Genomic DNA, 26,709 nt, shown 5'->3' with positions numbered 1-26,709 from the left:
TTCAGCTGACCGAGATCGTCGGGGAGTTTGTCGGTACCTGCGCCTACCCTGGTTGCATGGCGTTTGCATCCGAGCACCCCGTGGTGGCACATTCCGAGTTCCGTCCCATCGGGGATATCGAGCGGTCGGAAGCGCGGTTCGAGGTGGTCAGCGACCACAAGCCGGCCGGCGACCAGCCCACCGCGATCGCCGATCTGGAACGCCGTATCAACGCCGGTGAGAAGGACGTGGTCCTGCTCGGCGCCACCGGTACGGGCAAGTCCGCGACCACGGCGTGGCTGATCGAGAAGGTGCAGCGGCCCACCCTGGTGATGGCGCCGAACAAGACGCTCGCCGCGCAGTTGGCCAACGAGCTGCGCGACATGCTGCCCAACAACTCGGTGGAGTACTTCGTCTCGTATTACGACTACTACCAGCCCGAGGCGTACATCGCGCAGACCGACACCTACATCGAGAAGGACTCGTCGATCAACGACGACGTCGAGCGACTGCGCCACTCGGCGACGTCGAGCCTGCTCTCGCGGCGGGACGTGGTCGTGGTGGCGTCCGTGTCGTGCATCTACGGCCTCGGCACCCCGCAGTCGTACCTCGACCGGTCGGTGCAGCTCGAGGTCGGTGTGGAGGTTCCGCGCGACGCTCTGCTGCGGCTGCTGGTCGACGTGCAGTACACCCGCAACGATCTGGCGTTCACCCGCGGATCCTTCCGGGTGCGCGGCGACACCGTCGAGATCATTCCCTCGTACGAGGAGCTGGCGGTCCGGATCGAGTTCTTCGGCGACGAGATCGAGGCGCTGTACTACCTGCATCCCCTCACCGGGGACGTGGTGCGGAAGGTCGACTCGGTGCGCATTTTCCCGGCCACGCACTACGTCGCGGGTCCCGAGCGGATGGAACGCGCCGTCAAGGACATCGAAGCCGAACTCGAGGAACGGCTCGCCGACCTCGAGAACAAGGGCAAGCTGCTCGAGGCGCAGCGTCTCCGGATGCGCACCCAGTACGACCTCGAGATGATCAAGCAGGTCGGGTTCTGCTCCGGCATCGAGAACTACTCGCGTCACATCGACGGTCGTGGACCGGGCACTGCGCCCGCCACGCTCATCGACTACTTCCCGGAAGACTTCCTCCTCGTCATCGACGAGTCCCACGTGACGGTCCCGCAGATCGGCGCGATGTACGAGGGCGACATGTCGCGCAAGCGGAACCTCGTCGAGTTCGGGTTCCGGTTGCCGTCCGCCACCGACAACCGTCCGCTGACGTGGGAGGAGTTCACCCAGCGCATCGGGCAGACGGTGTATCTGTCGGCCACACCCGGCAAGTACGAGCTGGGGCAGGCCGGCGGGGAGTTCGTCGAGCAGGTCATCCGCCCCACCGGTCTCGTCGACCCCCAGGTGGTCGTCAAACCGACCAAGGGGCAGATCGACGACCTCGTGCACGAGATCCGCGAACGCGCGGACCGGGACGAGCGCGTCCTCGTCACCACGTTGACGAAGAAGATGGCGGAAGATCTCACCGACTACCTCCTCGAGCTCGGTATCCGGGTGCGGTACCTGCACTCGGACATCGACACGCTGCGACGGGTCGAGCTGCTCCGGCAGCTCCGGCTGGGGGAGTACGACGTTCTGGTGGGTATCAACCTGCTGCGTGAGGGCCTCGACCTTCCCGAGGTGTCGTTGGTCGCCATCCTCGACGCCGACAAGGAGGGGTTCCTCCGGAGCTCGACCAGCCTCATCCAGACGATCGGCCGTGCGGCTCGTAACGTCTCCGGCCAGGTCCACATGTACGCCGACAAGATCACCGACTCGATGCAGCACGCGATCGAGGAGACCGAGCGGCGGCGTGAGAAGCAGATCGCCTACAACGAGAAGATGGGCGTCGATCCGCAGCCGCTGCGGAAGAAGATCGCGGACATCCTCGACCAGGTCTACGAGGAAGCCGAGGACACGGCCAGCGGAGTCGACGTCGGCGGTTCCGGACGCAACGCCACCCGCGGGCGCCGTGCGCAGGGCGAGGCCGGGCGCTCGGTCAGCGCCGGGGTGTACGAGGGTCGTGACACGAAGTCGATGCCCAGGGCGGAGTTGGCGGACCTGGTCAAGGAATTGACTGATCAGATGATGAACGCCGCCCGTGATCTGCAGTTCGAACTCGCCGGACGACTGCGCGACGAGATCGCCGACCTGAAGAAGGAACTGCGCGGAATGGACGCCGCGGGCCTGAAATAGCGACGGCGCCGAGGCAGTACGGTCTGAAGTATGGATGCACACAACGCAGGTCGTACCGCCCGGTCCTTGGAGCTGCTTCATTCCCTCAGCTATTTCGTTCCCGAGGTCGAGGATCGTCTGGTCGAGGCGGGCCTCGAGCCGGGTCGGATGGGCTACTTCGCGGGCCGCTCCGCGCCGATGGGCGCGGTCGGTGCGGGCGTCGTCACTGCGACCTTCTTCAACTTCAGTCCGGCAGTGATCGAGTCGGTCATTCCGCGTGCCTGGGGTCTGGCCACGCCCGCGGCAGTCGTCGAGGCGCGGTACCGGGCGGTCGGGGAGGCGTATGTGCGACTTCTCGGCGAATCGGTGACGAGTTCACCGGAGATGGCCGAGGCCGCCGAACTCGCGTCGATCGCGGCCCGGGGGATCCCGGGTGTCGAGGGCAGGCCGCTGTATGCGGGGTACGCGGAGGTGGCGTGGCCGGACGCACCGCACCTCGCTTTCTGGCATGCCCTCACATTGCTGCGGGAGTACCGCGGCGACGGTCACGTCGCCGCCCTGCAGACAGCGGGACTGAGCGGACTCGAATCGCTGATCACACACACCGCGACCGGGTTCGGCTTCCAGAAGAAGTTCGCGATCACGCGCCGTGCCTGGACCCAGGACCAGTGGGACTCGGCATGCGAGAGTCTCCGTGACCGGGAGATCCTGGACGCCCGGGGCGAACTCACCGCCGACGGTAAGGAACTGCGGGAATTGGTGGAGGACCTCACCGACGATCTCGCGCTCGCCCCGTGGGCCGCGCTGGGGGAGGACGGGGCGGCCCGGCTCGTCGCACTCGCGACCCCGTGGCGTGACGCGATCGTCGCGGCGGGGGTGTTCCCCGCCGGCGTTTTCGGTCCCAAGGTCGGCACGTCGCGCTGACGCCGATCACAGCCCGCACGCATCCGGAATGTGATCCGTCATGCACTGGGGATATCCCTTGTGGCATGTGTTGCAAATGCACCTATGCGGGCAGCGATACGGCTAGGGTCAGCGCAGTGGCTGCTGGGTCCAGGCATGACGTATGTCCGGACCCCGGCCAATTGACCACCGCAGACATGGAGGAATGAATGAGCGCCTACCGGACCGTTGTCGTCGGAACCGATGGCTCCGAGTCGTCGTTTCTGGCCGTCGAGAAGGCTGCTGCCATCGCGGGAGACGCCGGTGCCAAGCTGATCATCGCCTGCGCGTACTACCCGGCCGATCCGAAGGACGTCGGGCAGGCCGCCGACGCGCTCGGCGACGAGGCCTACCAGATCACCGGTTCCGCCCCGACGTACGAGATCCTCCGCACCGCGAAGGAGCGCGCCCACGCCGCCGGCGCCAAGGAGGTCGTGGAGCGCGCTGTCGTCGGTGCCCCCGTCGAGTCGCTGCTGAACCTGGTCGACGAGGTCGAGGCCGGTCTTCTGGTGATCGGCAACCGCGGACTCAACACGCTCACCGGGCGTCTCCTCGGCTCCGTTCCGTCGGATGCCGCACGCAAGTCGACGTCCGACGTCCTCATCGTCCACACGGTGCGCTGAGACCAGGGACTGATCAGCAGTAGTTCGCCTCGGCGGCATCGAGATAGACCTGCGCCACCTGTTCGGCGGTCAGGCCGATATCCGATGTCGCCGAGGCGAACTGCGCCATCGGGGTCAGATGCGCGAGGATCGTGGCCTCGTCGGTGCCGCCGGACCGTTGACCGCAGATCCCGTTGGCCAGCGCCATCACCGTGTCGTCGGGCAGCGCCGGTATGCCGGCCTCGATCAGTGACTCCTTGTAGCGCAGGCCACGGGCGTCCAGGTGTGATGCGGACGTAGTGGGCGCAGGCGGGGCCGTCGACGGCGGGTCGGAAGCGGTGGCCTCCGAACACGCGGTCAGCACGATCGTGGTGAGGGCGAGCCCACACCCGATCAGCCGACCGCGACCGCCCGGTGTCACGACAGGATCCCGACCTCGGCCGGACCGAGTTCGGACAGCACCGCGGGCAACGTCTTCGTGTGCACCACACCGAGTCGTTGCGTCGCGCGGGTCAGGGCGACGTAGAGGTCGTTCATTCCCCGCGGCGACTCGTCGAGAATGTCCTGTGGCTCGGCGATGAGCACTGAGTCGAACTCCAACCCCTTGACGTCCCGCACCGTCAGGACGCTGACGGTGTCCGACTTCAGATCGGCCAGTGCGGCGACGAGGTCGTGGCCCCCGATCACGACAGTCGTGCCCGGTCCCGATTCCCGGGACACGCAGGTGCGCACGGTGTCTACGAGCTCGGATTCGGACACCTGCAGTGCCCATGGTGCGAAACCGGATTCGCGCACCGACCGCGGCACGGTCTGCTCGGCGTCGATCTCGGCGAGAACTCGCCGTGCCGACGTCATGATCTCCGCCGGAGTGCGGTAGTTGACGGTCAGTTCCGTGAGCTTCCACCGGGTGGCCACGTACGGTTCGAGGATCCGTTGCCACGACGACGTTCCCGCCGGGTCGCCGGTTTGCGCCGTGTCGCCGACGAGCGTCATCCAGCGATTCGGTATGCGCCGCATCAGCATTCGCCAGGCCATCTCCGAGAGCTCCTGCGCCTCGTCGACGATCACGTGGCCGTAGGTCCAGGTTCGGTCGCCCGCAGCGCGCTCCGCGGTGGTCTGGTGCTGTCCCACGTCGTGGCGTTCGGCCAGCTGACTGGCGTCGATCAGGTCGTACGCCATCAGAATTTCCGGGTCCAGCTCGTCCTCGAGATCCTGCGGCGCCGAACCGGTCAGGATGTCCAGAGCGCCCTGGGCATCCGCGATCTGCGCTCGCCACTGGCGGCGGGCGCGCTCCCGTTCGGCGGCGTCGTCGACGCCGAGCAGTTCCGCCAATTCGTCGAGGAGTGGCGCGTCGGCGGCGCTGAAGCCGCGCATGACGGGGCGTCGCAACGACTCACGTTGCGTTTCGGTCAGATTCGGGGCGGCGTCGGCCAGTCGCTTCGGCGACGCATACAGCTCGGCGAGGACCTGCTGCGGCGACAATTCCGGCCACAGCGCGCTGATCGCCGTCATGATGTCCGGGTCTTCACGCATCTCGTCGCGCATGTCGGCGATGTCGTCCCGGCTCAGCAGGTTCCCGCCGTCGACGACGTTGGCGCCCAGTGTGTCCGCGAGTTGCTGGGCGAGCGCTTCGATGACCGACGAGACGAAGATGGGCCGGGCCAGGTTGTGCGGGCGCCGCGACGACCTCGCCCGGCCACGAGCGCGGGTGACGACCTTGCGGTCGAGGGTGATCCGGTAGGTGTCGAAGGTCAGCTCGACGGGACGCGACGGCACTTCCTGCCGATCCCGGACCGCCTTCTTGAGCACGTCCAGCATGTCGAGCGAGCCCTTGATCTCGCCGGCGTCGAGGCTGTCCTCGACGGTGGCGCGGACACCGGGGTAGAGGTCGCCGATGGTCGAGAGCAGCACACCGGTCTCGCCGAGCGACGGCAGCACCTGGCCGATGTAGTCGAGGAACGTGGCGTTGGGGCCGATGATGAGGACGCCGGCCTTCGCGAGCTGCTGCCGGTAGGTGTAGAGCAGGTAGGCGGCGCGGTGCAGAGCGACCGCGGTCTTGCCGGTGCCCGGTCCTCCCTGGACCACCAGCACACTCTTGTGCTCCGACCGGATGATGGTGTCCTGCTCACCCTGGATGGTCTCGACGATGTCGTTCATCTGACCGGTGCGGGCCGCGTTGAGCGCGGCGAGCAGTGCACTTTCACCCGCGACGCCGTCCGAGCCGGTGATCGTGCCCGCGGCCTCCGCCGCCGCCAGATCCAGATACTCGTCGTTGACGGCCGTCACCCGGCGGCTCCGCGTCCGGATGTGCCGTCGACGGGAGACGCCGTCGGGGGCTGCGGGGGTGGCGAGGTAGAACGGGCGGGCAAGGGGCGCACGCCAATCGAGGAGCATCGTCTCGTAGTCGTTCTCCTCGTCGAGGATGCCGAGTCGGCCGATGTAGCGATGCTCGCCGTCGAGATCGATGCGCCCGAAGCACAGTCCGTTCTCCGCGGCGTCGTACTTGGCGAGGTCTTCGGTGTAGAGCTGGTTGAACGACTCCCGCTCGCTGCGGGCCTGCGGGGTCCCACCGGTTTCGAGCAGTACACGGCTCAGCCGGTTCGCCGCGTACTGGCGAAGGCCGTCCAGTCGGGTGTAGAGCATCGTCACGTACTGCTGCTCGAGCTCGCGCTCGTCGCGTGACGTGTCCTCGTCGGGCAAGAGGTCTCCTTGACTGGTTCGGCTGCAGCCGGATCGGCTGCAAAAGTGCCTGGACAGTCTAGTCGGCCCCGGAGGCCGCCCGCTGACATTGCAGGTCAGGGGCGATCTCCGGGGCCGATCAGATCGATTATCCGGCGCAGGTCGGCGCCGCGGCTCGGGGTCAGTGAGACAGTTCGTCCCGCTTCGCTCGGGCCTTCTCGAGCGCGGCTTCCGCTTGCTTGCGGGCCCGCTTGCCCAGGACCTCGCCGCGTTCCGCGGCGGTGCCGGCCCATTCGCCGCCCTTCTCGCGGGCGACCTCGGCCAATTCCGGGCCCCGCTCCTTCGCGACGTCGACGAGTTCCGCTCCGCGTTCCTTCGCCAGTTCGACGAGTTCCGCGCCGCGCTCCTTGGCGACCTCGGCCCACTCGGAGCCGTGTTCCTTGGCGACCTCGGCCCACTCGGAGCCGTGTTCCTTCGCGACGTCCGCCCACTCGGGGCCGCGATCCGCCGCGACCTTCGCGAGTTCGGCGCCACGGTCTTTCGCGACCTCGAGGAGTTCGGATCCGCGCTCTGCGGCCTCTTCGGTCAAGATGCGGGCACGCTCCGACGCCACAGCCAACGCCTCCGCGATCTCGGGACCGTGATGGTCGTGACCCGATCCGAGCGGCAGGGCCGCGACCACGGTCTCCTGTGCGTGCCGGGCGGCGCGGCGGCCACGCCAGCCGAGGGACGGTTTGCCCTCGGTGTCGACGGCGGCGATCAACAGTCCGCCGAGCAGGCTGACGTTCTTGAGGAACTGAGTGCGCTGTGCCGCCTTCTTCGCCGGGTCGGTTTCGTTCCAGAAGTCGTGCCCCACAACGGTCGTGGGCACGAGGCTGCCGGCCAGCGCGAGCGATGCGAGTCGCGGTGCCTTCCCGGTGGCGAGAAGAATTCCGCCGCCGATCTGCACGGCGGCGTTGATCTTGACCAACGTCTCCGGGTCGGACGGGATCTTCTGCGTGACGGACTCGGGAAGCGTCTCTGTGGACTTGTCGATCAGTGGTGCAGCGGCCTGTGCTCTCTGCGCCGGATTTCGAAGTGCATCGATCCCTCCGCTGATGAAGACTGCGGACAGCAGTGGGCGAGCGATACGACGGACAAGCATTCCTGGCCTCCCAATCTCGAGTTCTCCCGTCTCACACTAACGAGAGTTCAGGGCAGTCGTCGGCGTACGAGCATGTTGCCGAACCGACAGGCTGCCCATTCACCAGTACCCAGGGAGGCCGATCGCCAATCGCGGACCGTCCGGTGCGCAATCGGCGATCGGTTGCGGTCACCAGCCGCGCTCGCGCCACTCCCCGAGGTGGGGGCGCTCGGTGCCGAGGGTGGTGTCGTCACCGTGGCCGGGGTAGACGACCGTGTCGTCGCCGTAGCGGTCGAAGAGCTTGGTTTCGACGTCGGAGAGCAGTGATGCGAACTTGCCGGCGTCGGCGGTCTTGCCCACGCCGCCGGGGAAGAGGGAGTCACCGGTGAAGAGGTGGGTGCGTCCGCCGCCGGCCTCGGTGAGCGCGAGCGCGACGGAGCCGGGGGTGTGGCCGGCGAGATGGATCACGTCGAGGGTGACGTCGCCGACGGTGACCGTGTCACCGTCTTCCAGGAGGCGGTCGGGCCGGACGGGCAGTGCGTCGGCGTCGAGTGGATGCGCGGCGGTGTCCACGCGGGTGGCGGCCGCGACGTCCTCGAGCGCCAGCCAGTGGTCGCCGTGCTGGTGCGTGGTGACGATCAGCTCGAGGGACGGCGCGTGTTCGCCGATCAACTGGTTGACGCGGTCCGCCTCGTTGGCGGCGTCGATGAGGACGGATTTTCCGGTTGTGGAACAGACGACCAGGTACACGTTGTTGTTCATGGGGCCGACGGACATCTTCGTGATCGTGGCTCCCGGAACCGTGCGGCGCTGCGGCGCCGCACCGGGGGAGACGTGGCCGGTGTACGAGTCTTCTATCACCATGGGCTGCTCGGTCATGATGGGGAGGCTACCGTCGAATACAGGCAGGTGAGTGGCAGGGCGGCCATCCGTCCCACAGAACGTGTCGGTGCCCCGGCTTACCATGGCACGGCCAGAGGGCTCAGCGTTCGTGCGCGTCCTCGGTTGTCGAACAATGAAGGGACTTGGAGTGGCGGATCGCCTTATCGTGCGGGGTGCCCGTGAGCACAATCTGCGAGGGGTCGATCTCGATCTGCCCCGCGACAGCCTGATCGTGTTCACCGGGCTGTCGGGCTCGGGCAAGTCGAGTCTGGCGTTCGACACGATCTTCGCCGAGGGCCAGCGACGCTATGTCGAGTCGCTGTCGGCGTACGCGCGCCAGTTCCTCGGTCAGATGGACAAGCCCGACGTCGACTTCATCGAAGGTCTGTCGCCGGCGGTGTCCATCGACCAGAAGTCGACCAACCGCAACCCGCGGTCGACGGTCGGCACCATCACGGAGGTCTACGACTACCTCCGTCTGCTGTACGCCCGGGCGGGCACCGCCCACTGCCCGGTGTGTGGCGAGCAGATCGCGCGGCAGACGCCGCAGCAGATCGTCGACCAGGTCCTCGACATGGAGGAAGGCACCCGCTTCCAGGTGCTCGCTCCCGTCGTGCGTACCCGCAAGGGCGAATTCGTCGACCTGTTCGACCAGCTCAACATGCAGGGCTACTCGCGTGTGCGGGTCGACGGCGTGGTGCATCCGCTCTCCGATCCGCCGAAGCTCAAGAAGCAGGAGAAGCACGACATCGAGGTCGTCGTCGACCGCCTCACCGTCAAGGCCGGCTCCAAGCAGCGGCTCACCGACTCCGTCGAGACCGCGCTGCGGTTGGCGGAGGGCATCGTCGTCCTCGACTTCGTCGACCGCGAAGAGAACGCCGCAGACCGGGAACGCCGATTCTCGGAGAAGCTGGCATGCCCGAACGGCCACGCTCTCTCCATCGACGACCTCGAACCCCGGTCGTTCTCGTTCAACTCCCCCTACGGCGCCTGCCCCGAGTGCACGGGTCTCGGAATCCGCAAGGAGGTCGACCCCGACCTCGTGGTCCCCGACCCCGAGCTGTCCCTCGAGGACGGCGCCATCGCGCCGTGGTCGATGGGGCAGAGTTCCGAATACTTCGGCCGCCTGCTGTCCGGGCTCGGCGACATTCTCGGCTTCGATATGAAGACGCCGTGGAACAAGCTGCCCGCGAAGGCACGTCGGGCGATCCTCGAGGGCAGCGAGGAGCAGGTCCACGTCCGGTACAAGAACCGGTACGGGCGTACCCGTTCCTACTACGCCGAGTTCGAGGGCGTCATGCCCTTCCTGCACCGCCGCCTCGAGCAGACCGAGTCGGACCAGATGAAGGAACGCTACGACGGCTACATGCGAGACACCCCCTGTCCCGCATGTGGCGGTGCGCGTCTGCGCCCCGAGATCCTGTCGGTCACGATCGCGAACGAGAAGTTCGGCATGAAGTCGATCGCCGAGGTCTGTGAACTGTCGATCTCCGATTGCGCCGACTTCCTGAACAGCCTCACGCTGGGCAGTCGCGAGGAGGCCATCGCCGGTCAGGTGCTCAAGGAAGTTCAGGCGCGTCTCGGCTTCCTTCTCGACGTCGGCCTCGAATACCTGTCGCTCGCTCGCGCCGCCGGGACGCTGTCCGGCGGTGAGGCGCAGCGTATCCGCCTCGCCACCCAGATCGGCTCGGGCCTGGTCGGCGTCCTGTACGTCCTCGACGAGCCGTCGATCGGTCTGCATCAGCGCGACAACCGGCGTCTCATCGAGACCCTGACGCGCCTGCGCGACCTCGGGAACACGCTCATCGTGGTCGAACACGACGAAGACACCATCCGCACGTCCGACTGGGTCGTCGACATCGGGCCGCTCGCCGGCGAACACGGAGGCAAGGTCGTCCACAGCGGGCCGTACGAGGAACTGCTGGACTGCGAGGAATCCCTCACCGGGGCCTACCTGTCGGGCCGCAGTCACATCGAGATTCCGGCCATCCGCCGACCGGTCGATCGCAAGCGGCAGGTCACGGTCATCGGTGCGCGCGAACACAACCTCGGGGGCATCGATGTCAGCTTCCCGCTGGGCGTGCTCACGTCGGTCACCGGTGTGTCCGGGTCCGGTAAGTCGACGCTCGTCAACGACATCCTCGCGACGGTGATGGCGAACAAGCTCAACGGCGCCCGCCAGGTACCGGGCAGGCACACCCGCATCAACGGGCTCGACCAGCTGGACAAGCTCGTGCAGGTCGACCAGTCGCCGATCGGCCGCACCCCGCGGTCCAACGCGGCCACCTATACCGGGGTGTTCGACAAGATCCGCACCCTGTTCGCCGCCACCACCGAGTCGAAGGTGCGCGGCTACCAGCCGGGCCGGTTCTCGTTCAACGTCAAGGGCGGCCGGTGCGAGGCCTGCTCCGGCGACGGCACGTTGAAGATCGAGATGAACTTCCTTCCCGACGTGTACGTGCCGTGCGAGGTCTGCCACGGCGCCCGGTACAACCGCGAGACTCTCGAGGTCCACTACAAGGGCAAGACCATCGCCGAGGTGCTGGACATGCCGATCGAGGAGGCCGCGGAGTTCTTCGAGCCCATCACCTCGATCCACCGCTACCTCAAGACCCTGGTCGAGGTCGGTCTCGGGTACGTGCGGCTCGGTCAGCCCGCACCGACGCTGTCCGGTGGTGAGGCGCAGCGCGTGAAGCTCGCCGCCGAGCTGCAGAAACGGTCGACGGGCCGCACGGTGTACATCCTCGACGAGCCCACGACGGGTCTGCACTTCGAGGACATCCGCAAGTTGCTCGGGGTCGTCAACGGGTTGGTCGACAAGGGCAACACGGTGATCGTGATCGAGCACAACCTCGACGTGATCAAGACCTCCGACTGGGTGGTCGACATGGGGCCCGAGGGCGGGTCCGGCGGCGGCACCGTCGTCGCGCAGGGCACCCCGGAGGAGGTGGCGCAGGTTCCGGAGAGTTACACGGGTCGGTTCCTGGAAAACGTCCTCGAGGTGCCGGCGCCTCCCGCTGCGGCGAAGTCGAAGGCGGCCAAGTCGACGTCGACGCGGAAGCCCGCTTCGACGAAGAAGACTGCCGCGGCCGCCACGGCGACACCGCGCAAGCGGGCGCCGAAGAAGGCCGCAGCAGTCAGCTGAGCTCGGTCAGTCGCTCGCGGCCGCGTCGATCGCGGTCGCGAGGTCTGCGGGCCGCGACCACATCGGCCAGTGGCCGGTCGGCAGATCGACGTAGTCGACCTTCGCGATCTGCGCGAGTTCGGCGGCCATCGGATGACCCGCGCCGGCCATCTGCTGGATGACCTCCGACGGGAAGCTGGTGCAGATCACCGTGGTCGGCACGTCCAGACGGCTGCTGTCGACGAGTTCGAGCCTGTCCCTCGCCGGGCCGGCGGGTTCGGGCACTGCGCGGCTGCGAAATATCTCGAGCGTTGCGTCGTCCAGCCCGTCGAGGCTGCTGCCTTCGGCCTCGAGTTCGGACCACGACGGAAGCGGGATCTCGGTGACCGAAGCATCGAGATCCTCCCGGAGTGCGGTGCCGTTCTGCAGCGGCCCCGAGTCGACGTAGACGATGCGGGCCAGTCGGTCGGGCGCCCGATCGCTCGCCGCGTAGGCCACCGGACCCGCACCGCTGTGCGCCACGAGCACCACCCGCTCCGACGACGGTGTGGCCGCGACGGCGTCCGCGATTGCGGAGATGTGATCGTCCAGTCCGATGCCTGCACGGTCGCTGTCCGCTGAGTCGAGTCCGGGCAAGGTCACCGCGGTGACGTGGTGACCTCGCCGGACCAGGTCGGAAGCCACTGCCTCCCAAGCCCATGCGCCGAGCCAGAATCCGGGAGCCAGGATGATGTGAATGCCTGTGCTGTCGTGTGCTTCGCTTGTCTGGGTCATGAGACAAGAGTGAACCCGTATCGGTGACATCTGCGTGTCACCGTATGTGTCACAGTCGCGTAACGGAATCGGTCGGCGAGAATCGGGACTTTGCCGCGGTCGTTCGGCAGACTGCCCTCATGGACCGTCCAGCCCGCCTCCACGCCCTGACGGAAGAACTGCGCCGCGCGGGGAACCGGGGCCGGACCGCGGAGCAGTTGGCGGCGCAGTTCGAGGTGACCACCCGGACGATCAAGCGGGACATCGCCGTGCTGCAGTCCTCGGGCGCCCCGATCCGGGCCACCGCCGGGCCGGGTGGGGGATACGGGATCATCGGCAACGGCACGTTGCCGCCGGTGAATTTCACTCCCGCTCAAGCGGTTTCGGTGGCGTTGGCCCTCACTGCGTTTCGCGATGCGCCGTTCGCGACCGACGGCCGGGCCGCGCTGGCCAAACTGCTGGACGTGATGGACGCCGAGTCGAGGGAGCGGGTGGAGCGGCTCGGCGCGAAGGTGTGGATCCGGCGAGACGCCGACACGGCGGGCGCGGAACCACGCATCCGCCGCGTCGTCGAAGACGGAGTGCAGCGCGAACTGATGGTGTCGCTCCGGTATGTGGACCGGGACGGTGAGCGCACCGAACGCGTCGTCGAACCGCACCTTCTCGCTCACACGAGGGGATCGTGGTTCCTCGTCGCGTGGTGCCGGAGCCGGGCGGGTGTGCGCTGGTTCCGGCTGGATCGGGTGTCCGACGCCACCCTCACCGGCCGGTCGTTCGTCCCGCGCGATCCGAGCCTCTTCGGCGAACCGCCGGCCGACGCGCGCAGCGTGTTCGAACGGTGAGATCCGATCAGAGCGCGCGGGCGGCGGCCACGGATCGGTTCAGCAACGAGACGAGAACCGACTCGTCGACGTCGGCGAGCCTCTTGACGTAGAGGCACCCTTTGCCGAGTGTGTGCTTGCCGAGGGCGGCGAGTTCGGCCTCGTGTTCGGTGAAGTCGAGCGAGAGGTACAGGGTGAGTGCCGCGGCCCGGGGCGAGAAGCCGATCAGTGCGGTATCGCCCTCGTGCCCGCTGGCGTACCTGTAGTGGCGGGAGCCGAACCCGACGATGCTCGTGCCCCACATCGCGGCGGGCTCCCCGCTCGCGGCGGTGAGCAGTTCCACCAGTCGTGCGCTGTCGGCGCGCTTGACCGGATCGGCGATCGTGGCGAGGAACTCGTCGACGCCGGCGGGCGTCTGCGTGGTCTTGTTGCGGCTCGCCATGTCAGTACACGGGGCCGGTGTACTTCTCGCCCGGACCCTTGCCCGGCTCGTCCGGATGCGAGGACGCTTCGCGGAACGCGCGCTGCAGCGCCTGGAGGCCTTCCCGGATCGGTCCCGCGTGCGGTCCGAGGTACTCGATGGACGCGGTCACCAGGCCGGCGAGGGCGGTGATGACCCGGCGGGCTTCGTCGAGGTCGCGGTGGGGGCTGGAGTCGGGGTCGGCGTCGGACAGGCCGAGCTTCTCGGCTGCCGAACTCATGAGCATGACCGCGGCGCGGCTGATGACCTCGACCGAGGGAACGTCGGCCAGTTCCCGGACGTCGGTATTCTGGTCACCGCCGGTCAGGGTGCCGTCGTTCGGGGTGTCATCGATGTTGTCCGTCATGCCTTAGAGGATTCCACCAGCGTCCGCCGGCGCAACGTCCCGGTATCGATTAGCTCACGACGTGCGCAAATGTTACTCTTGACGCAACGACCGCCTTCGGATTTGTCGGGGGCAGCAAGTGGAGTCCGACTCCCACCTCTGCGCGGCAGGTAAAACTGCAGTTCAGTGGTCCGGTCGCTCGGTCCGAGGCTACTCGGTTCGAGTTCCTCGAGTGTGAGGAGATGAGGGATCGGCGTGAGCCGTGAGTTCGTCTGATCGGTCGACATCGGGCCCCGCATGGTGAGAGTCATTCACCGCAGCGGGGCTTTTTTGTTGGGAATCCGGGCGTACGGGCTGCTGGCGGTCTCGAGACAAGACCGTTCAACCTAGGAGGCCCCATCAGCACTGAGACCCGCATCAACGATCGCATCCGAGTTCCCGAGGTCCGCCTCGTCGGACCCGGAGGTGAACAGGTTGGCATCGTGCGTGTTGAAGATGCACTCCGCTTGGCCCTCGAGGCCGATCTCGACCTGGTCGAGGTGGCCCCCGACGCTCGCCCGCCGGTCTGCAAGATCATGGACTACGGCAAGTTCAAGTACGAGGCCGCGCAGAAGGCGCGTGAGTCGCGCAAGAACCAGCAGCTCACGGTCATCAAGGAGCAGAAGCTCCGCCCCAAGATCGACGATCACGACTACGAGACGAAGAAGCGCAACGTCGTGCGCTTCCTCGAAGCCGGATCCAAGGTCAAGGTCACGATCATGTTCCGCGGACGTGAGCAGTCGCGTCCGGAGCTCGGATTCCGGCTGCTGCAGCGTCTCGGTGCAGACGTGGCGGATCTCGGGTTCGTGGAGACGTCCGCCAAGCAGGACGGTCGAAACATGACGATGGTGCTCGCTCCGCACAAGGGCGCGAAGACCCGTGTGAAGGCGCAGGAAAGCGCCGCTGCGCCGCCGGCGCAGCGGGCAACTCCCGCGCCGGCCGCGCCGGCGCAGGCTCCGGCGGCACCTGCGGAGCAGGCGGGCGACAGTGCGCCCGGCGAAGCGCCGACCAGCTAGTCCGACTACACCAGCACGACCCGGATCACGGTCCGGATACAGAGAACTGAGGACTCCATGCCCAAGTCGAAGACCCACAGCGGCACCGCGAAGCGATTCAAGGTGTCCGGCAGCGGAAAGATCCTGCGCCAGAAGGCCGGTCGCCGCCACCTGCTCGAGCACAAGGCCACGAAGGTGACCCGTCGCCTCGATGGCGTGGCTGTCGTCAGCAAGGCTGACACTCCTCGCATCAAGCGCCTGCTCGACATCTGAGTCGACACCCTTTTACTGACCACCCGGGGCAGCTCACCGCCCCAAGATTGACAGGATTTTTCAGTGGCACGCGTAAAGAGGGCGGTAAACGCCCAGAAGAAGCGTCGTTCGATTCTCGAAGCCTCCAGCGGCTACCGCGGACAGCGCTCGCGCCTGTACCGCAAGGCGAAGGAACAGCAGCTCCACTCGCTGACCTACGCCTACCGTGACCGCCGCGCGCGCAAGGGCGACTTCCGCAAGCTGTGGATCACGCGTATCAACGCTGCTGCACGGGCGAACGACATCACGTACAACCGCCTGATCCAGGGTCTGCGTCTGGCCGAGATCGAGGTCGACCGCAAGAACCTCGCCGAGCTGGCCGTTTCCGACGCGGCGGCATTCGCCGGCCTCGTGGCCCTCGCCAAGGCGGCGCTCCCGGCCGACGTGAACGCTCCGGCCGGAGAAGCAGCCTGAGTCTCGCAGCACCCCGGCCTTCAGAGCCTCGGAAACGACCCGTGGACCCGCTCACCGAGCGCACCCCACGGGTCGTTTCTGCTGTCAAGCTGCTGCGCACCGTGGAACGCCGCAAGGTCGGGCGGTTCCTGGTGGAGGGCGAGAACTCCGTCGGCGAGGCACTCGACACCCGCCCCGTGCACGACCTCTTCTACACCGAGGACGCGGAGCAGCGGTACTCGAGGCTGATCGAACGGGCACACACTGCGGGCGTCCGTACGTCACTGGTGACGGACCGGGCGGTCCGAGCTCTCAGCGACACGGTGACCCCGCCGGGTCTCGTCGCGGTGTGCGATCTCCTCGACGTTCCGCTGGCGGAGGCGATAGGCCCCGGAACTCGTCTGCTCGCGGTTCCGGTGGCTGTCGCGGAGCCCGGTAATGCGGGCACGGTCATCCGGGTCGCGGACGCGGTGGGCGCGGACGCAGCGATTCTGGCGGGCGACAGCGTCGACCCGCACAACGGCAAATGTGTCCGGGCGTCCGCCGGAAGCCTCTTCCACCTTCCCGTCGTGCGTGAACGGGACACCGCTGCGGTCCTCGACAGCATCAGCGCGGCGGGAATTCAATTGCTCGCCACGGCGGCTGACGGCGAAGTCGATCTGGACGACGCCGACGAACTGCTGGCCCGCCCCACGGCGTGGCTGTTCGGCAACGAGGCCCACGGCCTCGACGCAGCCACCTCGGCGCGAGCTGATCATCGGGTGCGGATTCCGATCCACGGTCGGGCCGAGAGCCTCAACCTGGCGACGGCGGCGTCGATCTGCCTGTATTCGAGCGCGCGGGTCCAGAACCGCAAGCGAACCGACAGCTGAAACGGCGAAAATCGGATCGCATAGGATTTGACGGCGAGCTGTTTCGGTTTCGTCGAGAGTGTTGACTGAAGAACTTAAGGAGTGGCACCGGTCGTGGCTAAAAAAGAGGGCGCTGCCTCCACGGGGGTCGAAGGCGGCGCGGTCGATGCGAGTGCGCTCACCGAAGACGCTCTGACTGCGGCAGCGGAGAGCGCCGAGAAGGCGTTCGCGTCGGCGACGGATCTCGACGACCTGGCGAAGGCCAAGGTCGAGCACATGGGTGACAAGTCGCCGATCGCCCTCGCCCGCCGCGGACTCGGAACCCTCCCGGGCAAGGAGAAGGCCGACGCAGGCAAGCGCGTGAACGTCGCCCGCACCCGGATCAGTGCGGCGTTCGACGAGCGCCGCGCCGTCCTGCTCGCCGAGCGCGACGCGGCCGTCCTCGTGGCCGAGGCCATCGACGTGACGCTGCCGTCGCAGCGTCAGCCGGTGGGCGCCCGCCACCCGATCAGCATCATCTCCGAGCAGGTCGAGGACGTGTTCGTCGCGATGGGCTGGGAGGTCGCCGAGGGCCCGGAGGTGGAGACCGAGCACTTCAACTTCGATGCCCTCAACTTCCTGCCCGATCACCCCGCGCGGACGATGCAGGACACGTTCCACATCGCACCGGAGGGCTCGCGCCAGGTGCTCCGCACGCACACGTCGCCGGTGCAGGTGCGCACCATGCTCTCGCGCGAGGTGCCGATCTACGTGGTGTGCCCGGGGCGGACGTTCCGCACCGACGAACTCGACGCGACCCACACCCCGGTCTTCTCCCAGGTGGAGGGACTCGCCGTCGACAAGGGCCTCACCATGGCCCACCTGCGCGGGACGCTCGACGCGTTCGCCCGCGCACTGTTCGGTCCCGAGACCCGCACCCGGATGCGCCCGAACTACTTCCCGTTCACGGAACCGTCCGCCGAGGTGGACGTCTGGTTCCCGAACAAGAAGGGCGGCGCAGGCTGGGTCGAGTGGGGCGGCTGCGGAATGGTCAACCCGAATGTGCTGCGCGCCTGCGGAATCGACCCCGATGTGTACACCGGGTTCGCGTTCGGCATGGGGCTCGAGCGCACACTCCAGTTCCGGAACGGGATCCCGGACATGCGCGACATCGTCGAGGGCGACGTGCGATTCACGCTGCCCTTCGGTGTCCAGGGCTGACCCCGCGTCACCCGGATCCCGCCCACCACAGTCACGACATTTTCACGAACGAGAGAGCTGAGCAGACGTGCGAGTAGCGCAATCCTGGCTGACCGAGATCCTGCAGCGTGCCACCCCGGACTGGGACGTCACCGCCGAGGAACTCGACGCAGGTTTCGTCCGGGTCGGGCTCGAGGTCGAGGAAGTCGACCGGCTCGAGCCCGTCGACGGCCCCCTCGTGGTCGGCAAGGTTCTCGAGATCACCGAGCTCACCGAGTTCAAGAAGCCGATCCGCTTCTGCAAGGTGGATGTGGGGGCGGCCGAACCGCAGGGCATCGTGTGCGGCGCCCGGAACTTCGCCGTAGGCGACCTCGTGGTGGTCGCACTCCCCGGCGCAGTCCTTCCCGGTGGTTTCGCCATCGCGTCCCGCAAGACGTACGGGCAGGTTTCCGACGGGATGATCTGCTCGGTGGCCGAACTCGGCATCGGCAAGGACCACTCGGGCATCCTCGTGCTCGAGCCGGGCACCGCACTCCCCGGCGCGGACGCCAACGAGTTGATGGGCCTGCACGACACGGTCATCGAACTCAACATCACCCCGGACCGCGGCTACTGCTTCTCCGTCCGTGGGCTCACCCGTGAACTGGCGTGCGGGTTCGACCTCGACTTCGCCGACCCGGCGTCGGTGGCGCGGTACCCGGCGGAGGGGGAGGCGTGGCCGATCCGCGTCGAGCCGGAGTCGAAGGCGACGCGTTTCGCGGCCCGCCGGGTGACGGGGATCGATCCGAAGGCGGTCAGCCCGTGGTGGCTGCAGCGTCGGTTGCTGCTGTCGGGGGTCCGCCCGATCTCGCCGGCCGTCGACGTCACCAACTACGTTCTGCTCGAACTGGGCCAGCCGCTGCACGCGTTCGATGCCGCGAAGATCAGCGGCGAACTCGTCGTGCGCCGCGCGGTGGCGGGGGAGAAGCTGACCACTCTCGACGAGATCGAGCGCGCCCTCGACCCCGAGGACGTCGTGATCGCCGACGATTCGGGCGTCGTGTCGCTGGCCGGGATCATGGGTGGCGCGTCCACCGAGGTCGGCTCGGAAACCACCGACATCCTGCTCGAGGCGGCCACGTGGGATCCGCTCGCGGTGTTCAAGACCGCGCGCAGGCACAAGCTGTCGAGCGAGGCCGGCAAGCGTTTCGAGCGTGTGGTCGACCCCGAGATCCCCGTCGCGGCACTGGACCGGGCGGCCGCGCTGCTCGTCGACATCGCCGGCGGGCGGGTCGAGCCGGCGCTCACCGACATCGGTGAGGTCACCCCGCACGAGCCCATCCACATGGACATCGACCTCCCCGACCGCGTGGCGGGTGTCGACTACCCCAACGGCACCGCTGCGCGCCGGCTCACGCAGATCGGCTGCAACGTCGAGGTCGGGGTCAGCGACAGCGGACACGGTCAGCTCGTCGCCGGCCCGCCGTCCTGGCGGCCCGATCTGGTGCAGCCCGCCGACCTGGTGGAGGAGGTGCTGCGCCTCGAGGGGCTCGAGAAGATTCCGTCGGTGCTGCCCGCAGCCCCCGCGGGTCGTGGGTTGACTCCGGCGCAGCGTCGCAAGCGCGCGGTCGGCAGGGCCCTGGCGTTCTCGGGATACGTCGAGATCCTGCCTCCGGTCTTCCTGCCCACGGCGATCTTCGACACATGGGGGCTGGATCCCGAGGATCCGCGCAGGAACACCAGCACGGTGCTCAACCCGCTCGAATCCGATCGGCCGGAACTGGCCACCACGTTGCTGCCCGGACTTCTCGAGGTCCTCGCCCGCAACGTCTCCCGCGGTCAGCGCGACCTGTCGCTGTTCGGCATCGCGCAGGTCGTGCTGCCCGGCGCCGACACCAAGCCGGTCGAGGCGCTGCCGGTGGACCGGCGCCCGACCGACGAACAGATCACGGCACTGCTGCAGTCGTTGCCGGACCAGCCGGTGCACGTGGCGGCGGTGCTCACGGGGCAGCGTGAGCCGAGTGGTCCGTGGGGCGAGGGCCGAGCGGCCGACGCCACCGACGCGTTCGCCGCCGCCCGGACGGTCGCCGCCGCCGCCGGTGTCGAACTGGAGTTCCGCGCGACGCAGTACCTGCCGTGGCACCCGGGCCGCGGCGCCGAGCTGCTCGTGAACGGTGTCGTCGTCGGACACGCGGGCGAGTTGCATCCCGCCGTGCTCGAGCGCGCCGGACTTCCCCCGCGGACGAGTGCCGTGGAGATCGATCTGGACGCCCTGCCGCTGGTGGAGAACCTGCCTGCGCCGAAGGTCTCGCCCTTCCCCGCGGTCCTTCAGGACGTGGCGGTGGTGGTCGACACCGCGGTCCCCGCCGCCGAGGTCCAGGCGGCCCTGCGGTCGGGCGGAGGAGAGCTCCTCGAGGACATCCGGCTGTTCGACGTGTTCGAAGGTGAGCAGGTCGGGGAGGGCCGGAAGTCGCTGGCGTTCGCGCTGCGATTCCGCGGCGTCGACCGCACTCTGACCGAGGACGAGGCGAGCGCCGCCCGCGACGCCGCGGTGGCTGCGGCGTCCGCTGCCGTGGGTGCCGAACTGCGCAGCTGACCCGTAGCCTGGGTGGAGGGCCCGGGACGGTGAGGAGCGGTGCGATGACCGAAGTGCGCGACGTCGTGGCGGCGGCGAGTCAGTTGACCGACGCCGAGTTCCTCGAGGTGGTGCGTGCGGTGGCCGCGGGTCGTCCGGGCCTCGGCGCGCTCCTCGCGGCGGTGGACGTGGGTGCGGCGATTCCGGGCGAGGATCCGGTGACCGCGGAGGTCGTGCCCCACATCGCACCGGGTGTGCCCGAGCCGGACTACACGCCGGGTGGGGTCCCGACGTTCGACCGCGTGCGTGAGCGGATCGAGGGACGGTTCGGGACGGCGATGGGCTCCTCCGAACTCGCGCACGACAGCCCGTCGGGGCAGTCGCTGGACGAGGCGTGGGAGAAGCGGGAGAAGGCGGGCAAGGCCAAGCTCGACGAGATTCGGCGGTCGCTCGGCAAGCAGTGACCACGGATTGCGGCCCGTGGAGAGACCGCGGTGTGTATTAGCTTGCATGATGATGCATAATCAATCGTATGACTGAGCACGCGGGAAAACCGATCAGGATTGCCGTCGCCGGCGCGAGCGGATACGCCGGTGGCGAAGTGCTGCGTCTGCTGCTGGGGCACCCGTCGTATGCGGACGGTTCGCTCGTCATCGGCGCGCTCACAGCCGGCGGCAACGCCGGATCGACTCTGGGCTCGCACCATCCGCACCTGCTTCCCCTCGCCGACCGAGTGCTCGAGGACACCACCGTCGAGACGCTCGCCGGGCACGACGTGGTGTTTCTCGGTCTGCCGCACGGCAATTCGGCGCAGTACGCGAAGGCGCTGCCCGAGTCCACGGTCATCATCGACTGCGGCGCCGACTTCCGGCTGACGAACGCCGAGGACTGGGAGCGGTACTACAAGAGCCCGCACGCAGGCAGCTGGCCGTACGGACTTCCGGAACTCCCAGGTGCCCGCGAGAAACTCGTCGGCGCCACCCGCATCGCCGTCCCCGGGTGTTTCCCGACGGTGTCGAGCCTGGCGATGGCTCCGGCGGTCGCGGCGGGTGTCGTCGAACCCCGGGTCACGATCGTCGCCGTCACCGGTGCCTCCGGCGCGGGACGCGCACCCAAGGCCGATCTGCTCGGCTCCGAGGTGATGGGTTCGGTCCGTGCCTACGGTGTGGGAGGCGTGCACCGCCACACCCCGGAGATCATCCAGAACCTCTCCGAACTCGCCGGTGAGCGCGTCACCGTGTCGTTCACCCCCGTGCTGGCGCCGATGCCGCGCGGCATCCTCGCCACGTGCACCGCGGCCACCACCGCGTCCGAGGACGAGGTGCGCGCGATCTACGAAAAGGCTTACGCGGACGAGCCGTTCGTGCACGTGCTGCCCCGGGGCGTGCTGCCACAGACCGGTGCCGTCGTCGGATCGAACGCGGTCCAGATCGCGGTGACGGTCGACGCCGACGCCGGTCAGATCGTCGTGGTCGCGGTGATCGACAACCTTGCGAAGGGCACCGCCGGGGGAGCGGTGCAATCGATGAATCTTGCGCTTGGACTACCCGAGACCGCCGGTCTCTCGACAGTGGGAGTTGCCCCGTGAGCAGTGACAGCACGATCGATCCGCACCCGACCCGGGAGGTCGCCGGCGGCACCCTGGTCCGAACCCAGGGAGTGTCGGGGCCCGCGGGCTTCCGCGCGGCCGGGATCAAGGCGGGTATCAAGGCGAGCGGCAACGCCGACCTGGCTCTCGTCGTCAACGAGGGACCCGAGCTTGCAGCGGCGGGCGTCTTCACCGCGAACAAGGTGAAGGCCGCCCCCGTGCTGTGGTCGCAGCAGGTGCTCACCACGGGCAGGCTGCGCGCCGTCGTGCTCAATTCCGGTGGGGCCAACGCGTGCACGGGTGCAGGCGGGTTCCAGGATGCGCACAAGACGGCCGAGGAAGTGGCGTCCGCGCTGAGCAACTGGGGAACCGAGACCGGCGCCGTCGAGGTCGCGGTGTGTTCCACCGGTCTGATCGGCGACCGCCTGCCCATGGACAAGGTCCTTGCCGGTGTCACGGAGGCCGTGCACGAACTCGCCGGGGGAATCTCGGGTGGCACCGACGCCGCGTACGCGATCATGACCACCGACACGGTGCCGAAGCAGGCCGCCCTGCACCATGCGGACAAGTGGAACGTGGGCGGAATGGCGAAGGGCGCAGGCATGCTGGCCCCCGCGCTGGCGACGATGCTGTGCGTGGTGACGACCGACGCCGTCGCGACTGCCGCGCAACTCGACGCCGCGCTGCGGGCGGCGACCCGGGTGACGTTCGACCGGCTGGACGTCGACGGCGCCACGTCGACCAACGACACGGTGCTGCTGCTCGCGTCCGGTGCGAGCAACGTGACACCGACCCAGGAAGAACTGAACGCGGCCGTGACGGCCGTCTGCGATGATCTGGCCGATCAGATGATGGCCGACGCGGAGGGCGTCACCAAGCGGGTGCGGGTCACGGTGAGCGGCGCGGTCAGCGAGGACGACGCCCTGATCGGCGCCCGGACGGTGGCGCGGGACAGCCTCGTCAAGACGGCACTGTTCGGATCCGACCCCAACTGGGGCCGGGTGCTCGCCGCAATCGGCATCGCGCCGATCGAACTGGACCCCGACAAGATCTCGGTGTCGTTCAACGGCGCCCCCGTCTGCGTCGACGGCGTCGGCGCACCGGGTGCGCGGGACGTGGACCTGAGCGACATCGACATCTCCCTCGACATCGACCTCGGTCTCGGCGAACACGCGGTGACCATCCGGACCACCGACCTCTCGCACGCGTATGTCGAAGAGAACTCGGCGTATTCGTCATGACAGCGACCAGCGAGGCACTCAGCGGCATCACCGATCACCAGAAGGCGCACGTCCTGGCGGAGGCGCTGCCGTGGCTGCAGCAGTTCCGCGACAAGGTCGTCGTCGTGAAATACGGCGGCAACGCCATGGTCGACGACGCATTGAAGACGGCATTCGCGGCCGACATGGCGTTCCTGCGGACGGTCGGAATTCAGCCGGTCGTCGTGCACGGCGGCGGCCCCCAGATCAATGCCATGCTCGGAAAGCTCGGCATGACAGGTGAATTCAAGGGCGGTTTCCGCGTCACCACCCCCGAGGTCATGGACGTCGTCCGGATGGTGCTGTTCGGCCAGGTCGGCCGCGAACTCGTCGGACTGATCAACGCGCACGGACCGTACGCCGTCGGCATCTCCGGCGAGGACGCGCACCTGTTCACCGCCACCAAGCGCACCGTGATGGTCGAGGGCAGGCCGACCGACATCGGTCTCGTCGGCGACGTCACGACCGTGAACCCGGAGGCGGTCCTCGATCTGATCCGCGCGGGCCGAATTCCGGTGGTGTCCACGATCGCCCCCGACTCGGACGGTGTGGTGCACAACATCAACGCGGACACCGCCGCCGCCGCGCTCGCCGAGGCCATCGGCGCCGAGAAACTTGTGGTCCTCACGGATGTCGAAGGGCTGTACACGAACTGGCCGGACCGCGATTCGCTGGCCACCGAGATCGACGTCGACGCACTCGCGCAGTTGCTGCCCAGCCTCGACGCCGGCATGGTGCCCAAGATGGAGGCCTGCCTGCGCGCGGTCCGCGGCGGTGTGCCCACCGCGCACGTCATCGACGGCCGTGTCGCGCATTCCGTTCTGCTCGAACTGTTCACCGGCGAGGGCATCGGCACGATGGTCACGCCCGGCCCGACGTCACCTACCGAGGGAGTTGCCTCATGACCGGAACCCCGGAACTCCAGCAGCGCTGGTCCGGCGCTCTGATGAACACGTACGGCGTCCCCAGAGTGGCGCTCACGCGCGGTCAGGGAGCGGTGCTGACCGACGCCGACGGCAAGGAGTACGTCGACTTCCTCGCCGGCATCGCCGTCAACATCCTCGGACACGCACACCCGGCGATCATCGAGGCCGTCACGACGCAGTTGTCGACCCTCGGGCACGTGTCGAACCTGTATGCCAGCGAGCCGGCGATCGAACTGGCCGAGAAGCTGCTCTCCCACCTGGGCGCTCCCGGACGTGTCTTCCTGTGTAATTCCGGCACGGAGGCCAACGAGGCGGCGTTCAAGCTCGCGCGGGCCACGGGACGATCGAAGATCATCGCCGCGGAGAACTCTTTCCACGGCCGCACGATGGGTGCTCTCGCGCTCACCGGCCAGGCCGCCAAGCGCGCGCCGTTCGAGCCGATGCCCCCGGGTGTCGAGCACGTGCCGTACGGCGATCTCGACGCTCTCGATCGCGCCGTCGACGCCGACACCGCGGCCGTGTTCCTGGAGCCGATGATGGGCGAGGGCGGCGTCGTCGTTCCGCCGGAGGGGTACCTCGTGGGCGCACGGCAGATCACCGCCGATCGCGGCGCCCTGCTCGTGCTCGACGAAGTGCAGACCGGGATCGGGCGCACGGGCTGGTTCTACGCACATCAGGCGGTCGGGATAGTGCCCGACGTCATGACCCTTGCGAAGGGTCTCGGTGGCGGGATGCCGATCGGCGCGTGCATCGCGACCGGTGCGGCCGCGGACCTGTTCGGGCCGGGCAAGCACGGCACGACGTTCGGCGGGAACCCCGTCTGCGCGTCGGCGGCCCTCGCCGTGCTGCGGACGATCGCCGAGGACGACCTCATCTCCCGCGCCGACACGCTCGGCAAGTCGCTGTCGGCCGGCATCGAAGGTCTCGGACATCCGTTGATAGACCACGTCCGCGGCGCCGGGCTGCTGCTCGGCATCGTCCTGACCCAGGACGTGGCCCCCGCGGTGGAGAACTCCGCGCGCGAGGCCGGATACCTGATCAACGCCGCGCAACCGGGCGTCGTCCGGCTGGCTCCGCCCCTGGTCCTCACGGACGACCAGGCCGAAGGTTTCGTCGCGGCGCTGCCCGCGATTCTCGACAACGCGCAATCGGCCGCTCAGCCGGGAAAGCAGTGACGACCGTGGTGAAACACTTTCTCCGGGACGACGACCTCACCCCTGCACAGCAGGCCGAGGTCCTCGAGCTCGCCGCCAGGCTGAAGAAGGCCCCGTTCGCCGAGCGCCCGCTCGAAGGTCCCCGTGGGGTCGGCGTGATCTTCGAGAAGAATTCGACGCGTACCCGGTTCTCGTTCGAGATGGGCATCGCCCAGCTCGGCGGTCACGCGATCGTCGTCGACGGGCGCAGCACCCAGCTCGGCCGCGAGGAGACGCTGCAGGACACGGGCCGCGTCCTGTCGCGGTACGTCGACGCCGTGGTGTGGCGCACGTTCGGGCAGAAGCGGCTCGAGGCGATGGCGTCGGGTGCCGACGTCCCGATCGTCAACGCGCTCTCCGACGAGTTCCACCCGTGCCAGGTCCTCGCCGACCTGCAGACCCTCGTGGAGCGCAAGGGTTCGCTGAAGGGGTTGAAGCTCACCTACCTCGGCGACGGCGCCAACAACATGGCGCACTCGCTGATGCTGGGCGGTGTGACCGCGGGCGTCGACGTGACCATCGCCAGCCCCGAGGGATTCGCACCCCTCCCGTGGGTGGTCGAAGCGGCCCGCGCGCGGGCCGCCGAGACCGGCGCGACCATCACCCTCAGCGGTGACCCGCAGGCGGCGGTCGTCGGCGCGGACGCACTCGTCACCGATACGTGGACGTCGATGGGCCAGGAGAACGACGGGCTCGACCGGGTCGGTCCGTTCCGCCCCTTCCAGATCAACGAGGCGCTGCTCGCGAAGGCCGACGCCGACGCGGTGGTCCTGCACTGCCTGCCCGCCCACCGCGGGGAGGAGATCACCGACGCGGTTCTCGACGGACCGCAGAGCGTCGTGTGGGACGAGGCGGAGAACCGGCTGCACGCGCAGAAGGCACTGCTGGTGTGGCTGCTCGCACAGCGAACCGGAGACCGTCCGTGAGTGCGGCACCTCCGCAGAGTGCAGGTGCGGCTCAGCCGCAGCGCGCCGCCAACGCGGCGACGGCACCGACACGGGCGGGACGGCAGGCGCGCATCGTCGCGATCCTGTCGAACAACCCCGTCCGCAGCCAGACCGAACTTGCGGCGCTGCTCGCGGCCGAGGGCATCGACGCCACCCAGGCCACGCTGTCGCGAGACCTCGAAGAACTGGGTGCCGTGAAGCTTCGCGCCGCAGACGGCGGCGCCGGGGTCTACGTGGTGCCCGAGGACGGAAATCCCGTCCGCGGCGTCTCCGGCGGAACCGACCGGCTGTCGCGGTTGCTGGGGGAGTTACTGGTGTCGACCGATGCCAGTGGCAACATGGCGGTGCTGCGAACTCCCCCGGGGGCAGCGCACTATCTGGCGAGTGCACTCGATCGGGCATCATTACCTGACGTCGTGGGAACCATCGCGGGGGATGACACCATTCTCGTAGTGGCACGCGAGCCGCTGAGCGGGGCGGAACTCGCGGCCAAGATCGAATCCCTCGCCTGACAACTGAATCATCTCTACAGATCTTCAACCT

At 68.2% G+C, this 26,709-nt stretch carries 25 protein-coding genes; 18 read left to right on the top strand and 7 right to left on the bottom strand.

Going from position 1 to position 26,709, the window contains the following annotated elements:
• Positions 1–56: 56 nt before the first annotated feature.
• From uvrB to CJ177_RS36505, 3 genes are all read left to right on the top strand, one after another.
• A complete protein-coding gene (gene uvrB, locus CJ177_RS36515) occupies positions 57–2,219 on the top strand; it encodes an excinuclease ABC subunit UvrB (protein ID WP_005260403.1) in 2,163 nt (720 codons plus the stop codon).
• 30 nt (positions 2,220–2,249) lie between these two features.
• Complete coding sequence (locus CJ177_RS36510; protein ID WP_061044229.1) at positions 2,250–3,122, top strand: hypothetical protein; 873 nt, start codon at positions 2,250–2,252, stop codon at positions 3,120–3,122.
• A 188-nt stretch (positions 3,123–3,310) separates the two neighbouring features.
• The gene (locus tag CJ177_RS36505) at positions 3,311–3,763 is read left to right on the top strand and encodes a universal stress protein (protein WP_005247414.1); all 453 of its coding nucleotides are present in this window, start codon (positions 3,311–3,313) and stop codon (positions 3,761–3,763) included.
• Between the two features lie 13 nt (positions 3,764–3,776).
• On the opposite strand, the gene CJ177_RS36500 is transcribed toward CJ177_RS36505, so the two are convergent.
• The 4 genes from CJ177_RS36500 to CJ177_RS36485 form a co-directional block, all read right to left on the bottom strand.
• Positions 3,777–4,163: a DUF732 domain-containing protein gene (locus CJ177_RS36500; protein ID WP_005247412.1), complete on the bottom strand. Its 387-nt coding sequence runs from the start codon at positions 4,161–4,163 to the stop codon at positions 3,777–3,779.
• The gene (locus CJ177_RS36495; protein ID WP_005247410.1) at positions 4,160–6,442 is read right to left on the bottom strand and encodes an ATP-binding domain-containing protein; all 2,283 of its coding nucleotides are present in this window, start codon (positions 6,440–6,442) and stop codon (positions 4,160–4,162) included. The genes CJ177_RS36500 and CJ177_RS36495 overlap by 4 nt, the downstream gene beginning before the upstream one ends.
• 160 nt (positions 6,443–6,602) lie before the next feature.
• Entirely contained in the window at positions 6,603–7,565 is a 963-nt protein-coding gene (locus CJ177_RS36490) for a DoxX family protein (protein ID WP_005247408.1), read from the bottom strand.
• Between the two features lie 168 nt (positions 7,566–7,733).
• Positions 7,734–8,423: an MBL fold metallo-hydrolase gene (locus tag CJ177_RS36485; RefSeq protein ID WP_061697209.1), complete on the bottom strand. Its 690-nt coding sequence runs from the start codon at positions 8,421–8,423 to the stop codon at positions 7,734–7,736.
• Positions 8,424–8,574: 151 nt separating this feature from the next.
• Here CJ177_RS36485 and uvrA point away from each other — a divergent pair, with 151 nt between their 5' ends.
• The gene (gene uvrA / locus CJ177_RS36480) at positions 8,575–11,571 is read left to right on the top strand and encodes an excinuclease ABC subunit UvrA (RefSeq protein WP_179443384.1); all 2,997 of its coding nucleotides are present in this window, start codon (positions 8,575–8,577) and stop codon (positions 11,569–11,571) included.
• A 6-nt stretch (positions 11,572–11,577) separates the two neighbouring features.
• Here uvrA and CJ177_RS36475 read toward each other — a convergent pair whose 3' ends face one another.
• Positions 11,578–12,324 (bottom strand): alpha/beta fold hydrolase, encoded by a 747-nt coding sequence (locus CJ177_RS36475; protein WP_095870110.1) that lies wholly within the window; start codon positions 12,322–12,324, stop codon positions 11,578–11,580.
• Positions 12,325–12,443: 119 nt separating this feature from the next.
• Between CJ177_RS36475 and CJ177_RS36470 the strand changes: the two genes are divergently transcribed.
• Positions 12,444–13,145, top strand: a complete 702-nt coding sequence (locus CJ177_RS36470) for a YafY family protein (RefSeq protein ID WP_095870109.1) — start codon at positions 12,444–12,446, stop codon at positions 13,143–13,145.
• A 7-nt stretch (positions 13,146–13,152) separates the two neighbouring features.
• Here CJ177_RS36470 and CJ177_RS36465 read toward each other — a convergent pair whose 3' ends face one another.
• Complete coding sequence (locus CJ177_RS36465; RefSeq protein WP_061044234.1) at positions 13,153–13,566, bottom strand: DUF1801 domain-containing protein; 414 nt, start codon at positions 13,564–13,566, stop codon at positions 13,153–13,155.
• Between the two features lies 1 nt (position 13,567).
• Positions 13,568–13,951: a DUF1844 domain-containing protein gene (locus CJ177_RS36460; RefSeq protein WP_005247396.1), complete on the bottom strand. Its 384-nt coding sequence runs from the start codon at positions 13,949–13,951 to the stop codon at positions 13,568–13,570.
• 377 nt (positions 13,952–14,328) lie between these two features.
• Here CJ177_RS36460 and infC point away from each other — a divergent pair, with 377 nt between their 5' ends.
• The 13 genes from infC (at position 14,329) to CJ177_RS36395 (ending at position 26,678) form a co-directional block, all read left to right on the top strand.
• Complete coding sequence (infC, locus tag CJ177_RS36455) at positions 14,329–14,985, top strand: translation initiation factor IF-3 (protein ID WP_080606194.1); 657 nt, start codon at positions 14,329–14,331, stop codon at positions 14,983–14,985.
• A gap of 57 nt (positions 14,986–15,042) precedes the next feature.
• Positions 15,043–15,237, top strand: a complete 195-nt coding sequence (gene rpmI / locus CJ177_RS36450) for a 50S ribosomal protein L35 (protein ID WP_005247390.1) — start codon at positions 15,043–15,045, stop codon at positions 15,235–15,237.
• A gap of 63 nt (positions 15,238–15,300) precedes the next feature.
• Positions 15,301–15,690, top strand: a complete 390-nt coding sequence (gene rplT / locus CJ177_RS36445) for a 50S ribosomal protein L20 (protein WP_005247385.1) — start codon at positions 15,301–15,303, stop codon at positions 15,688–15,690.
• Between the two features lie 41 nt (positions 15,691–15,731).
• The gene (locus tag CJ177_RS36440) at positions 15,732–16,541 is read left to right on the top strand and encodes an RNA methyltransferase (protein ID WP_061697204.1); all 810 of its coding nucleotides are present in this window, start codon (positions 15,732–15,734) and stop codon (positions 16,539–16,541) included.
• A gap of 93 nt (positions 16,542–16,634) precedes the next feature.
• On the top strand, positions 16,635–17,720 hold the full coding sequence (gene pheS, locus CJ177_RS36435) for a phenylalanine--tRNA ligase subunit alpha (RefSeq protein ID WP_005247377.1): 1,086 nt from the start codon (positions 16,635–16,637) through the stop codon (positions 17,718–17,720).
• Between the two features lie 67 nt (positions 17,721–17,787).
• On the top strand, positions 17,788–20,274 hold the full coding sequence (gene pheT / locus CJ177_RS36430; RefSeq protein WP_095870108.1) for a phenylalanine--tRNA ligase subunit beta: 2,487 nt from the start codon (positions 17,788–17,790) through the stop codon (positions 20,272–20,274).
• A 44-nt stretch (positions 20,275–20,318) separates the two neighbouring features.
• A complete protein-coding gene (locus tag CJ177_RS36425; protein WP_005247374.1) occupies positions 20,319–20,717 on the top strand; it encodes a hypothetical protein in 399 nt (132 codons plus the stop codon).
• Positions 20,718–20,785: 68 nt separating this feature from the next.
• Complete coding sequence (gene argC / locus CJ177_RS36420; protein WP_005247372.1) at positions 20,786–21,841, top strand: N-acetyl-gamma-glutamyl-phosphate reductase; 1,056 nt, start codon at positions 20,786–20,788, stop codon at positions 21,839–21,841.
• Positions 21,838–23,082, top strand: a complete 1,245-nt coding sequence (gene argJ / locus CJ177_RS36415) for a bifunctional glutamate N-acetyltransferase/amino-acid acetyltransferase ArgJ (protein ID WP_061044237.1) — start codon at positions 21,838–21,840, stop codon at positions 23,080–23,082. The genes argC and argJ overlap by 4 nt, the downstream gene beginning before the upstream one ends.
• On the top strand, positions 23,079–24,005 hold the full coding sequence (argB, locus tag CJ177_RS36410) for an acetylglutamate kinase (protein ID WP_005247368.1): 927 nt from the start codon (positions 23,079–23,081) through the stop codon (positions 24,003–24,005). The genes argJ and argB overlap by 4 nt, the downstream gene beginning before the upstream one ends.
• On the top strand, positions 24,002–25,201 hold the full coding sequence (locus tag CJ177_RS36405; protein WP_061044238.1) for an acetylornithine transaminase: 1,200 nt from the start codon (positions 24,002–24,004) through the stop codon (positions 25,199–25,201). The genes argB and CJ177_RS36405 overlap by 4 nt, the downstream gene beginning before the upstream one ends.
• The gene (gene argF, locus CJ177_RS36400) at positions 25,198–26,145 is read left to right on the top strand and encodes an ornithine carbamoyltransferase (protein WP_095870107.1); all 948 of its coding nucleotides are present in this window, start codon (positions 25,198–25,200) and stop codon (positions 26,143–26,145) included. The genes CJ177_RS36405 and argF overlap by 4 nt, the downstream gene beginning before the upstream one ends.
• A complete protein-coding gene (locus tag CJ177_RS36395) occupies positions 26,142–26,678 on the top strand; it encodes an arginine repressor (protein WP_005247363.1) in 537 nt (178 codons plus the stop codon). The genes argF and CJ177_RS36395 overlap by 4 nt, the downstream gene beginning before the upstream one ends.
• Positions 26,679–26,709 lie beyond the last annotated feature (31 nt).

It is taken from the genome of Rhodococcus sp. ACPA1, from assembly GCF_002300195.1.
Lineage (GTDB): Bacteria > Actinomycetota > Actinomycetes > Mycobacteriales > Mycobacteriaceae > Rhodococcus_F > Rhodococcus_F opacus.
Note: the sequence above shows the minus strand (reverse complement) of the source record. Positions and strands in the feature narration are given on the sequence as shown.